Genomic DNA, 11,511 nt, shown 5'->3' with positions numbered 1-11,511 from the left:
TCCAATTTTTAACTTAGTGATTAATAAAATATAACGAATGAAGGTGCCATAACAACCAGTCTTGGGGATGTTCCCTGATGGCACTTTCAATCAGCCCAGGCATACTGGTGAATGCTTCCTTTTTATCCATTGGAGGATGGATGTGAATCTTTATCCCATCTTCGTAATAAAGATAAAAGAAAACAACTTTCGCTGAAATGACTTTCGCAAGTCTGAATACCCCACTGTGCAAACTCGCTTTGCGCCCAAACATAGTGCAATTTATTCTCGAAGAAAAAGTTGCACCAGTCTTATATGTGTACTCAGGGACAATGTCGGGGAAGATAATAATATTCGTGTCATGTTTAGCTGCACTCAGGCAAGCTGACATAATATTTTCTGCAATCCCTTCATTGTTTCCGTGTATTGAGCAGTAAGTCAGATTGACACCGCCCCTGCGGCGGTCTTCGGACTGATACGCCTCTGCATTTGCGGAAACAATAACGGTACCATTACCCGGATATGCCTTTCCGGCAACGATGCCAGAAAGAATATCTGAGACCATATGCATCGGAGCTAACACAACGGGTGAACCCATATCATGCAAAGGTTTCACTATTTTATTCAGCTGGGCCGCACAATCGTCCAGTTGTGCCATTATCTTCTCGTCCCGGCCAAATGTTGCGGCGTAATCTAAGGCTTCGCGCCGCTGTGTCAGCCAAACGAAATTTATCTTTCTGTCCGGGCCTAACAAACACCGAATATTTTCACCAGCAACATCGGCGCATTTGTTTTTATTTTTACCCGTCAGTTTCAAAAAGCGCTGTAAGTGTAGAATAGCAAATAATATTCTTAAATTCATACTGCGGGGAGTTAACTTTTCACGAAAAAACTTACTAATACTGTTTATTTTTTTGAAAGTATTATCGAAAAAACACTTCAGTGCAATATAGAAACTAACAACGAAATATCGCATAAAAACCCCAGGCTTTTGTTATAACAACTACTATTAGCAGGGCTCTTTCAGCGCCATTTCTAAATTAACTTCAATAATAGACTGGTGAATGATGTAATTCCTTCATACACCAGACTATTAAGTCTATCAGAACTCGCTTACATTAGTGACCGCAGTTGCGATTACTTACAATGCCCATGTCAGTACTTTTTGTAACGTTGCCATGTTTATCTAATTCCTGGTAATAGGCACGGCAATTGCCGCGCACTGATTGCCATTGATAATCCAGTCGGGAATCGCCACCAACAACTTTTTTTGCTTCAGTCATATTTAATTTAATCATAATAATATTCCTTTATATTTATTAATCGCCTCAATCAAGGCCGGATAACATTAACTTCCCGAGGATATAACGGTCAATGGAAAGCACCTAAATGATTAGTTTACATAAGCTAAATGCTAAAAAATGTACAATTTCAAAATGTTATTAATATGTGAGAGTTATCTTTCATTTATTGGATTATTTAAATTTTACAATCATCAGGATTGGCCAGGGGAACCGTCGCTGCAGGTACGATCCCCCTGCGATTCAGCGGTTAATCGACAAATGAATAATTCTGCTTATCCTGACTCAGGCCGTAAATGACACTGAAATCGGTTTTGCTGTAGCAATTTAAGGCTATTTGTGAGGAATTATTCAGACGCTCAATGTTTTGGTAAATAGCCGTCATGTAAAATCCAAAATCACATTGATGCAGTTGAGGATCAATGACCTGATCCACTTTCCCTGAAGACTTGTTGAGAGCCATCACTTTATTCACTGACAGGCCATCATCTTTCATTTCATAGATGCCAATAAAACTGTGCGACGCCGTTTGCCCCCAAAATGGAATTTCAATCGTTTTCGCAGGGTTGCCCGAGATGGCGGCTTTATCCATGGAAGCCGTCTGATTCAATACGACATCCAGCGTACGTTTGGCGTTCTGCCATGTACCATGAAGAACATCCCCACCGTTGGTAAGTTTTAACGGGCAGGTACTGAGGTCATTTTTTTTACCTTGAGTCAGATAATCGTCGTATTCCTGATCATTAGCGACCTCACAAAGCACGATGGCATCAGACGTTATTTTCCCGTAGAGCGGAATGGGAGAACGATATTTATCGTAATAGTAGCTCCCTTTAACATTTGTTTCTCCGCCAAAGGAATAACGCTGAAGAGAGACGTGAACCGGAGATTTCCCGATCGTTCCTTCGTAGTTATCGAGCACATACCCGCTGTCCGAAGCGGCTGCGGCTGAACCCGATAAAATCCCAAAGAGACTGACTGACAGAATGATTTTTTTTAACATGTTACCCAAAGCCTGCACGGATGTTGTCTGATTGTCCCGATATTGGGCATGCCATTCCCCAAAATATCAATGCCCTGCGCTATAATTCACCATACCATTTTCCGCCGGAGAAACAGATGGCATTTGACTGGCACAGCGAGACGTTAACCCGCGCCACCCCCGTAGATAAGCACTATAAAAATACCCAAAATGTCCGGCGTTTCATGCTTGAGCAATGCGGCGCACACTTTACATTTGACCGGGATTTTATGGCATGGATACGCAATGGCCAGCCTAAAAACCTGGGTGACGTGGCAGATGAATGGACGCGTCGGCAGGCGCCTTAATTTACCCACTTTTATTACATGGATATAAAGCCAATTACTTGTTATAACTCATAATATTCAATAACAAAAAAGTAAAGGGTAGCAGGGAATGGAAAATACCAGCTGGAGTTGGGAAACACATTTCGATATAGATAGCCTGGTGCTTCTCAAAATATTGGTTGTATTGATTATTTTTATTTGGATTCGGGAAACCCTGAGAAGGAGAAGAAGAAAAAGGCAGGATCCCGGTGGCGCTATTTCGCAGGCAAACGCCAGAGAACGCCATCAATGGCGCTATGTCCGATGGGTCTTCATTCTGATACAAACCGCATTCGGCCTGTATATGTTAGGGTCACTCATTCAGTTTTTACTCAGGTAGAAGCTGACACAATGAAGAAGCGGAGGAAATATCTTCCTCCGCTTCCCCTGATTAACGACGGTGCCTTAACCGGTAACCGCGCTAATTTTTACTCTTCGCCCGTACTCGCGGTTTTACTGAAACGACGACGCACCACCACGAAAAACACCGGCACGAAGAAGATCGCGAGCAACGTGGCGGAAATCATCCCGCCCATCACGCCGGTACCGACGGCATTCTGTGCGCCGGAACCCGCACCGTTGCTGATCGCCAGCGGCAGAACCCCGAGAATAAACGCCAGTGAGGTCATCAGGATCGGGCGTAAACGCATCCGCACCGCCTCCAGCGTTGCTTCAATCAGCGGCTTGCCTTCTTTAAGCATCAGATCGTTGGCGAACTCGACGATCAGGATGGCGTTTTTGGCCGCCAGCCCGATTGTGGTCAGCAGCCCGACCACGAAGTACACGTCATTATTCAGCCCGCGCAGGCTGGTCGCCAGTAACGCACCGACCACGCCCAGCGGCACCACCAGCATGACCGAGAACGGGATCGACCAGCTCTCATACAATGCCGCCAGACAGAGGAAAACCACCACCAGCGAAATGGCATACAGCGCCGGTGCCTGTTCGCCGCTCATGCGTTCCTGATAGGACATTCCCGTCCAGTCATGGCTGATACCCGCTGGCAGTTGCGTTGCCAGTTCTTCCATCAGCGCCATCGCTTCGCCCGAACTTTTCCCCGGTGCGGGTTGACCCAGAATCTCCAGAGAAGACAGGCCGTTATAGCGCTCCAGACGCGGTGAACCGTAAACCCATTTTGCGGTGGAGAAGCTGGCGAACGGTACCATTTTGCCGTTAGTGGCACGCACGAACCAGTCGTTGAGATCGTCCGGCATCATGCGGTACTGCGCATCACTCATCACATAAACTTTCTTGACGCGGCCATTATCGACGAAGTCGTTAACATAACTGCCGCCCCACGCAGCGGACAGCGTGGTGTTGATATCCGCCAGTGACAGCCCCAGCGCTTTGGCTTTTTCCTGATCGATGGTCACTTTGTACTGTGGCGTATCTTCCATGCCGTTCGCACGCACCGCCATCAGCACGTCAGGATGCTGCGCCGCCAGCGCCAGCAGTTGGTTACGCGCTTCCAGCAGTTTCTCGTGCCCCAGATTGCCCCGGTCGATCAGCTCAAAATCAAAACCAGTGGCGTTACCGAGCGCGATAATCGGCGGCAAATTAAAGGCCACAACGGTGCCGTCGATGATTTTTGAAAACGTCGCATTGGCACGTTGCACAATCGCGGTGACTTTGTTGTCATCCCCTGGCCGCTCGCTCCAGTCTTTCAGGCCGACAAAGGCAATGCCGACATTCTGCCCGCGTCCGGCAAAACCGTAACCGTTGACCGTCAGAACGTTAGCCACGTTGCTTTTTTCGTCATGCAGATAGTGATCGGTAATGATATCGAGCACTTTCTGCGTCCGTTCCTGCGTCGCACCCGCCGGTAAAATGGCCTGAGTTGCCAGTACGCCCTGATCTTCTTCCGGCAGAAAAGACGTCGGCAGATGAACAAACATCGCCACCATGCCCGCGACGATCAGCAGATAAATCACGATATAGCGTCCGGAGCTTTGTAAAATTCGCGCGACCGAAGACGTGTAATGCTGCGTACTCTGGTCAAACTTGCGGTTGAACCAGCCAAAGAATCCGGTGGTTTTGCCGTGTTCGCCTTTTGTAACAGGTTTGAGCAACGTGACGCACAGCGCAGGCGTGAGGATCAGTGCAACAAACACCGACAGCGCCATTGCTGACACGATCGTGATGGAGAACTGACGGTAGATAACGCCGGTTGTGCCGCCGAAGAATGCCATTGGCACAAACACCGCCGAGAGCACCAGTGCAATGCCGACCAGCGCGCCCTGGATCTGCTCCATTGATTTACGCGTCGCCGCTTTTGGCGACAGCCCCTCCTCGGCCATTACGCGCTCGACGTTCTCCACCACCACAATGGCGTCATCAACCAGCAGGCCGATGGCCAGCACCATGCCAAACATGGTCAGGGTGTTGATGGTAAAACCACAGGCCGCCAGAATGCCGAAGGTGCCCAGCAGTACTACCGGTACGGCGATCGTCGGGATCAGCGTTGCGCGGAAGTTTTGCAGGAACAGGAACATCACCAGAAACACCAGCACAATGGCTTCGAACAGCGTTTTCACCACCTCATTAATCGAGATTTTGATAAACGGCGTCGTGTCGTACGGGTACACCACCTGCAGGCCGTCCGGGAAGAACGGGCGCAGCTGTTCCAGTTCAGTGCGCACAGCCGCCGCGGTATCAAGCGCGTTAGCCCCGGTTGCCAGCTGGATCCCCAATGCTGATGCCGGTTGTCCGTTGATTTTCACCACAAACTGATAATCCTCACCGCCGCGCTCAATACGGGCGACGTCATGCAACCGCACCTGAGAACCGTCGGCGTTCACTTTCAGCAAAATATCGCCGAATTCATCCGGTGAAATCAGGCGGGTTTGCGCAATCAGGGAAGCATTGAGCTGCTGCCCCGGCACCGGCGGTGCTCCGCCAATCTGCCCGGCGGCCACCTGCGCATTCTGGGTGTTCAGCTCGGCGATGACATCCACCGGCGTGAGCTGGAAATTGTTCAGCTTGTTCGGATCCAGCCAGATGCGCATAGCGTACTGCGAGCCGAAAATCTGCGTATCGCCGACGCCGTCAATGCGGCTAATCGGATCTTTGATATTCGAGCCCACGTAATCCGAAATATCCTGCTGAGTCATCGTGCCGTTGCTGTTCACAAAACCGACCACCATCATGAAGGTGCTGGACGATTTTCTGACGGTGATCCCCTGCTGCTGCACTTCAGAAGGCAACAGCGGCGTGGCCAGCTGCAATTTATTCTGCACCTGAACCTGTGCGATATCCGCATCGGTGCCGGTTTTGAACGACAGCGTGAGCTGCAACGTGCCCGATGAGTCGCTGGTCGATGACATATACATCAGGCCATCGAGGCCATTCATGTTTTGTTCGATGACCTGCGTTACCGAGTTCTGCAAAGTCGTCGCATCCGCGCCGGGATACTGCGCGCGGATCTGCACCGCCGGGGGCGCAACGCTTGGATATTGTTCAACCGGCAAATTGAGGATGGAAATCGCGCCAGCGAGCATCACAATGATGGCAATCACCCAGGCAAAGATGGGGCGATCGATAAAGAATTTAGACATATTTCAGCGTTCCCTGATTAAGACTTTGCTGGCTGCTCATGAGGCTCGACGGCCTCTCCCGGCTTGATTTTCTGTACACCTGATACCACCACGCGATCGCCCGCCGACAGACCGGACAGCACCTGCCATTGGTCATCCAGCGCTTTGCCGGTGGTGATGTTTTTCAGCGCCACTTTGTTATCCGCACCGACCACCAGTGCGGTCGCCTCACCGCGCGGATTACGGGTGACGGCCACCTGCGGCACCAGCAATGCGGTCGGAATAACGCCCTCGTCCAGCCGCGCACGGACAAACATGCCGGGCAGTAAACGGTGCTGAGGATTGGGGATCACCGCGCGCAGGGTAATAGAACCCGTGGTTTCATCGACGGTGACATCGGAGAATTCCAGCGCGCCTTTTGGCGCATAGATACTGCCGTCAGAGAGCATCACGGTCACCTCGGCGTTACCGGCGGTTTGTTTAATTTCGCCGTCCGACATCGCCTGACGCAGGCGCAGGAATTCCTCCCCCGACTGGGTAACATCGACATACATCTGATCCAGCTGCTGAACGGTCGTCAGCGAGGAAGTTTGCGCGTTTTGCACCAGCGCCCCTTCTGTCACCGAAGAGCGCCCGATCCGCCCGGCAATCGGCGACGTGACGGTGGTGTATTGCAGATTAATACGGGCTGATTTCACTGCTGCTTTGGCTGCGACGACCGCGGCCTGAGCCTGTTGGGCAGTGGCCTGCGCCTGATCGAAATCCTGCTGGCTGATGTAATGCGTGCCGGTCAGCGTGCGGTAACGATTCACCGTGGTTACTGCGATCCGCGCGCTGGCCTCGGCTTGTGCGAGGTTTCCCAAAGCGCTGTCCAGAACGGCCTGATACGGCGCGGGGTCAATCTGGTACAGCGCCTGCCCTGCATTCACATCGCTGCCTTCGGTGAATAACCGTTTTTGAATAATCCCGGACACCTGCGGACGCACCTCGGCAATACGCAGCGCAGACGTTCTTCCCGGTAATTCAGAGGTCATCTTCAGCGGCGCAGTGGTGAGTTTTATGACGTTAACGTCGGTTAATTTTTGCTGCGCAGAGGCGTTATTTCCGCTCTCATCACACCCGGTTAATACCCAACTCCCTGATAACAGACAAAAGGCTGCCAAAGGCTTTAAAAGCCCTAAATGATTCATGAATTCCCACCTCAAATAACAACGTAATGATTAATGCAAAAAAGCGCCCAATAAAAACTCAACATAATTACGCTGGATGTGACTGATGCATTCTCCTGTAGGCCTGAGGCGGTAAGCTGTATTTCCGGGAAAAAGTTCGCGAAAAAGACTGCTGTGAGTCATATCCGTATTTATATGAAATATCGACCACCGGATTTTTAGTATGAAGAAGCTCATCTGCGGCCAGCGCCAGCTTACGGTCACGGATATAATTCCCCAGCGTGTGGCCTGTCTCCTGCTGAAACATCCTCTGCAAGTGCCATTTGGAATAGCCGGATTTTTCAGCGACATCCCGAATTTTTAACGGCTTGTCGATATTTTCTTCAATCCAGCCGATTAAAGACCTGATGATTTCTTTGTGCATCACAAATACCTCTTACAACCGGAGTATGCAGTGCGCGAAACGAAACGGAATCACACGTGATTTTCAATACCCTGACCGCCGCAATAACGGCGATCGGCACAACGATAAGTGAACTGGCAGCAGTAATAAGGCGTGGATAAGAGTAAAAGCGACAGGACTGTCCTGACTCTTATAGGGCGAGATTAGCATTCATGTTTCACGGTTATAAGATCATGAATTACGAATAGCTCTATGAGTTGAATTCATTAATGAGCCCTGCTCATAAAGCCTATCCATTTACAGCCTCTAATCTGATAAATCCTTCTGGGTTATGATTTTCACATACCCAAGTACAAGGATAACGACATGCAAACAGTCAAACTGAACGATGGTCCTGCAATGCCCGTGCTGGGCTTTGGCGTCTTACAGATGACGGATGCGGCCGAATGCGAACGCGCAGTGCTCGACGCGCTGGAAACCGGTTATCGCCTGATTGATACCGCGGCGTCCTATCAGAATGAAACTCAGGTCGGTAATGCGCTGAAACAGAGCAGCATCCCGCGCAGCGATCTGTTCGTCACTACCAAGTTATGGTTGCAGGACACCAGCTACGAAGGGGCAAAAGCGTGGGTCAGGTCGTTCTGCGCTGGCTAACCCAGCGCGGCATTGCTTCGCTGGCAAAATCCGTTCGCAAAGAGTGCATGCAAGAGAACATGACTATTAAGGATTTCGAACTCAGCGAAGAGCAGATGATGCAAATCACCGCGCTGGATGCCGCCACCAGCGCCTTCTTCTCGCACCGTGACCCGGCGATAGTTGAATGGCTGACGGGTCGTAAACTGGACGTGTAATCACGCATTTCACTCAACATGAGGATCTTACCCATGCAAAAACGTTTTCTCGGAAAATCCGGACTGGAAGTCTCCGCGCTCGGCTTAGGTTGTATGGGCCTCAGCCACGGTTACGGCCCGGCGACGGATACCCGTCAGGCGGTCGAGCTCATTCGTGCGGCAGTTGAACGCGGCGTGACGTTCTTTGATACCGCCGAAGTGTACGGCCCTTACCTGAACGAAGAAGTGGTCGGGGAAGCGTTAAAACCGTTCCGCGACCGCGTGGTGATTGCCACGAAATTCGGCTTTACCTTTGGTGAAGACAATAAGCAGCAGAATCTCAACAGCCGCCCGGAGCACATTCGCGAAGCGGTGGAAGGATCGCTGCGTCGCCTGAAAACAGACGTTATCGATCTCTACTATCAGCATCGTGTCGATCCGGATGTGCCGATTGAAGACGTCGCGGGCGCGGTAAAAGACCTGATTGCAGAAGGTAAAGTGAAACACTTCGGCCTTTCTGAAGCCGGTGCGCAGACCATCCGCCGGGCACATGCGGTTCAGCCTGTAGCGGCGCTGCAAAGTGAATATTCAATGTGGTGGCGTGAGCCGGAGCAGGAAATCATGCCGGTGCTCGAAGAACTGGGGATTGGCTTTGTGCCGTTCAGCCCGCTGGGTAAAGGCTTTTTGACCGGCGCGATCAAAACCGGGACGACCTTTGGCGCGGATGATTTCCGCAGCCAGGTGCCGCGTTTTGCCGCTGAGGCGATCGAAGCCAATGAAAAGCTGGTGGTCTTGCTGTCTGAACTGGTTGCGGGGAAAGGCGTGACGTCTGCGCAAATTGCCCTGTCCTGGCTGCTGGCACAAAAACCTTGGATCGTGCCGATTCCGGGTACCACCAAACTGCATCGTCTGGAGGAAAATATGGGCGCTGCGGACGTGGTACTTTCACCAGAAGACCTGGGGAAAATCACGCAGGCGCTGGACACAGTGAAAATCACCGGCGAACGCTATCCGGCATCATTGCAGGCGCGCGTTGGGCGTTAAAATCTGTTGTGGCCTGCGATATCATCATGATATCGCAGGCCTTTTTTTTTAGCGGGTCAGTTACTCGAAATAGCGCAGCGCATCAATCATCAGCGCAAAGGCCGGTGGATGTTGTTTCCGACTCGGGTAGTAAAGGTAATAACCGGGAAACGACGGGGACCATTCGTCGAGTACCTGAATCAGTTCGCCCGACTTCACCGCCTCTTCCACCAGATCTTCCGGCACGCAGGCAAGCCCGAATCCGCACTTCACTGCATCGATCCGCTCGGACAAATGATTGAAAATCAGCTGCCCCTCTACCCGCACGCGTAACGGCTTACCCTCTTTCTCGAACTCCCAGTGATACAAGCCTCCGGCGGTCGGTAAACGCATGTTGATGCACCGGTGATTTTGCAATTCATGCGGGGTAAGCGGGATACCGTTCTTCTCAAAATAAGCGGGCGAACCCACCACGACCATGCGCATATCCGCGCCCATTTTGACCGCAATCATATCCTTATCCACGCTTTCGCCCAGACGCACCCCGGCATCGAAACGGCCATCAACGATATCGACAAAGCCGTTATCGACCACCATCTCAACATTGATATCCGGATATTCCAGCAAAAAAGGCTTCAGCTTTGGCCAAAGCACGCTTTGCGCCGCATGTTCGCCCGCTGAAATGCGGATATTGCCGGAAGGCGTGCCGTTGAGCTGCAGCAGGGTTTGGAGTTCATGTTCAATCTCGGCCAGACGTGGTTCAAGGCAGGCGATGATCCGCTCCCCGGCTTGCGTTGGCGCCACGCTGCGAGTGGTGCGGGTCAGCAGACGAATGTTTAAGCGCTCTTCCAGCGCTTTGATCGCATGGCTTAACGCCGACTGCGAAACGCCCAACTTCCCCGCCGCCTTGGTAAAACTTCTCTCCCTGGCAACCACCAGAAAGATCTGCAACTCGTTGAAGTTCTCTTTAAGCATTACGTAATTCCTTACATTCATCCGTTACCATCATTTGCTGCAATATCCACTGGCGTAATGCTTCGATATCAGCGCGTTGTGCGTTTTCTTCAAGAGTGACTAAATAATAACGGGCTCCGGGGAGTGAACCCTCGAAAGGAACCGTCAGCATTCCGCGCTTCACTAAATCCCCCACCAATAACTGACTGGCAATCACCACACCCTGCCCGGCCACAGCGGCCTGTACGGCATGCGTTTCATCACTGAAATGCAGCCCTTTAGAGAGATCGAGCGTTTGGGGCCCGAAGCAGCGCTGCCAGTGTTTCCAGTCAGGTGAATCTGCCGGAACATGGCGGTTCTCTATATGAAACAGCGTGGCGTTATTGAGGTCATTCACGGTTTTCAGTTTCAGTGAAGGGCTGGCGACAGCGATAAACCTGTCTTCATACAGCAACGTGCTGTGCAAATGCGCGTCCGGCATTTCGCGGTAGCGGATCGCCACATCCACGGTGTGCAGGGTGAGATCCACCCTTTCAATGCCGGTGTGCAGGCGTAAATCAATATGAGGAAACTGAAGTTTAAAATCGGCCAGACGCGGGACCAGCCAGTTAGTCAGAAAATTGGACGTTGTGGTGATGGTAAGCGCCGGAGGCCGTCTGAAGGCATCGATTTTTACAACGGCGTCTTCAAGCGCCGCAAAGGCGGTTTGCGTTCCTGAATAGAGCATCTGCCCCATCTCAGTCAGATTGACGCCCTGTGCATTTCGCTCAAAAACACGACACTCCAGCATGGATTCAATCAAACGGATCTGATGACTGATGGCCGTGGCGCTAACGCTGAGGTGTTCCGCCGCTCGCTTGAAACTCAGACACTCTGCGACAGCATGGAACGCACGCAGCGCGCCCAGCGGGGGCAACCGGTTTTTATTCATGATGAGTTATTTTCATCCATACCTGAAATCTATGACTTTGA

General features: G+C 51.4%; 11 protein-coding genes and 1 pseudogene. 4 read left to right on the top strand and 8 right to left on the bottom strand.

Translation table 11 applies throughout. The features are described from left to right. Nucleotides 1–13: 13 nt before the first annotated feature. From TU92_RS14380 to TU92_RS14370, 3 genes are all read right to left on the bottom strand, one after another. The gene (locus TU92_RS14380) at nucleotides 14–955 is read right to left on the bottom strand and encodes an LpxL/LpxP family acyltransferase (protein ID WP_112167905.1); all 942 of its coding nucleotides are present in this window, start codon (nucleotides 953–955) and stop codon (nucleotides 14–16) included. A gap of 142 nt (nucleotides 956–1,097) precedes the next feature. Continuing rightward, entirely contained in the window at nucleotides 1,098–1,277 is a 180-nt protein-coding gene (locus TU92_RS14375; protein ID WP_112167904.1) for a DUF4762 family protein, read from the bottom strand. 253 nt (nucleotides 1,278–1,530) lie between these two features. Further along, nucleotides 1,531–2,283 carry a hypothetical protein gene (locus TU92_RS14370; RefSeq protein ID WP_112167903.1) on the bottom strand — a complete coding sequence of 251 codons (753 nt, stop codon included), beginning with the start codon at nucleotides 2,281–2,283 and terminating at the stop codon, nucleotides 1,531–1,533. Nucleotides 2,284–2,399: 116 nt separating this feature from the next. Here TU92_RS14370 and TU92_RS14365 point away from each other — a divergent pair, with 116 nt between their 5' ends. Next, on the top strand, nucleotides 2,400–2,609 hold the full coding sequence (locus TU92_RS14365) for a DUF6434 domain-containing protein (protein WP_112167902.1): 210 nt from the start codon (nucleotides 2,400–2,402) through the stop codon (nucleotides 2,607–2,609). An 88-nt stretch (nucleotides 2,610–2,697) separates the two neighbouring features. Further along, the gene (locus TU92_RS14360; RefSeq protein WP_244207814.1) at nucleotides 2,698–2,967 is read left to right on the top strand and encodes a hypothetical protein; all 270 of its coding nucleotides are present in this window, start codon (nucleotides 2,698–2,700) and stop codon (nucleotides 2,965–2,967) included. Nucleotides 2,968–3,055: 88 nt separating this feature from the next. Here TU92_RS14360 and TU92_RS14355 read toward each other — a convergent pair whose 3' ends face one another. The 3 genes from TU92_RS14355 to TU92_RS14345 all read right to left on the bottom strand — a co-directional run bounded on the left by TU92_RS14355 (nucleotide 3,056) and on the right by TU92_RS14345 (nucleotide 7,753). After that, nucleotides 3,056–6,181, bottom strand: coding sequence for an efflux RND transporter permease subunit (locus TU92_RS14355; protein WP_112167901.1), 3,126 nt, complete (start codon nucleotides 6,179–6,181; stop codon nucleotides 3,056–3,058). 17 nt (nucleotides 6,182–6,198) lie between these two features. Then, nucleotides 6,199–7,350, bottom strand: coding sequence for an efflux RND transporter periplasmic adaptor subunit (locus tag TU92_RS14350; RefSeq protein WP_112167900.1), 1,152 nt, complete (start codon nucleotides 7,348–7,350; stop codon nucleotides 6,199–6,201). Nucleotides 7,351–7,417: 67 nt separating this feature from the next. Then, complete coding sequence (locus tag TU92_RS14345; protein ID WP_112167899.1) at nucleotides 7,418–7,753, bottom strand: helix-turn-helix domain-containing protein; 336 nt, start codon at nucleotides 7,751–7,753, stop codon at nucleotides 7,418–7,420. A 345-nt stretch (nucleotides 7,754–8,098) separates the two neighbouring features. Between TU92_RS14345 and TU92_RS14340 the strand changes: the two are divergent. Together TU92_RS14340 and TU92_RS14335 are read left to right on the top strand one after the other, a co-directional pair. After that, nucleotides 8,099–8,583, top strand: a pseudogene (locus TU92_RS14340) (aldo/keto reductase). Nucleotides 8,584–8,616: 33 nt separating this feature from the next. Continuing rightward, nucleotides 8,617–9,606, top strand: coding sequence for an aldo/keto reductase (locus TU92_RS14335; RefSeq protein ID WP_112167898.1), 990 nt, complete (start codon nucleotides 8,617–8,619; stop codon nucleotides 9,604–9,606). Nucleotides 9,607–9,666: 60 nt separating this feature from the next. On the opposite strand, the gene TU92_RS14330 is transcribed toward TU92_RS14335, so the two are convergent. Both TU92_RS14330 and TU92_RS14325 read right to left on the bottom strand, forming a co-directional pair. Beyond that, nucleotides 9,667–10,560, bottom strand: coding sequence for a LysR family transcriptional regulator (locus tag TU92_RS14330; protein WP_112167897.1), 894 nt, complete (start codon nucleotides 10,558–10,560; stop codon nucleotides 9,667–9,669). Further along, a complete protein-coding gene (locus tag TU92_RS14325) occupies nucleotides 10,553–11,470 on the bottom strand; it encodes a LysR substrate-binding domain-containing protein (RefSeq protein WP_112167896.1) in 918 nt (305 codons plus the stop codon). Before TU92_RS14325 ends, TU92_RS14330 begins: the two co-directional genes overlap by 8 nt. Between the last annotated feature and the right edge of the window lie 41 nt (nucleotides 11,471–11,511).

Origin of the sequence: Rahnella inusitata, assembly GCF_003263515.1 — a bacterium.
GTDB lineage: Bacteria > Pseudomonadota > Gammaproteobacteria > Enterobacterales > Enterobacteriaceae > Rahnella > Rahnella inusitata.
Note: the sequence above shows the minus strand (reverse complement) of the source record. Positions and strands in the feature narration are given on the sequence as shown.

What these genes read in the sequence shown, in the direction of transcription:
- TU92_RS14380 (WP_112167905.1), bottom strand. Translation starts at nt 955, where the DNA reads ATGCGATATTTCGTTGTTAGTTTCTATATTGCACTGAAGTGTTTTTTC.
- TU92_RS14375 (WP_112167904.1), bottom strand. Translation starts at nt 1,277, where the DNA reads ATGATTAAATTAAATATGACTGAAGCAAAAAAAGTTGTTGGTGGCGAT.
- TU92_RS14370 (WP_112167903.1), bottom strand. Translation starts at nt 2,283, where the DNA reads ATGTTAAAAAAAATCATTCTGTCAGTCAGTCTCTTTGGGATTTTATCG.
- TU92_RS14365 (WP_112167902.1), top strand. Translation starts at nt 2,400, where the DNA reads ATGGCATTTGACTGGCACAGCGAGACGTTAACCCGCGCCACCCCCGTA.
- TU92_RS14360 (WP_244207814.1), top strand. Translation starts at nt 2,698, where the DNA reads ATGGAAAATACCAGCTGGAGTTGGGAAACACATTTCGATATAGATAGC.
- TU92_RS14355 (WP_112167901.1), bottom strand. Translation starts at nt 6,181, where the DNA reads ATGTCTAAATTCTTTATCGATCGCCCCATCTTTGCCTGGGTGATTGCC.
- TU92_RS14350 (WP_112167900.1), bottom strand. Translation starts at nt 7,350, where the DNA reads ATGAATCATTTAGGGCTTTTAAAGCCTTTGGCAGCCTTTTGTCTGTTA.
- TU92_RS14345 (WP_112167899.1), bottom strand. Translation starts at nt 7,753, where the DNA reads ATGCACAAAGAAATCATCAGGTCTTTAATCGGCTGGATTGAAGAAAAT.
- TU92_RS14335 (WP_112167898.1), top strand. Translation starts at nt 8,617, where the DNA reads ATGCAAAAACGTTTTCTCGGAAAATCCGGACTGGAAGTCTCCGCGCTC.
- TU92_RS14330 (WP_112167897.1), bottom strand. Translation starts at nt 10,560, where the DNA reads ATGCTTAAAGAGAACTTCAACGAGTTGCAGATCTTTCTGGTGGTTGCC.
- TU92_RS14325 (WP_112167896.1), bottom strand. Translation starts at nt 11,470, where the DNA reads ATGAATAAAAACCGGTTGCCCCCGCTGGGCGCGCTGCGTGCGTTCCAT.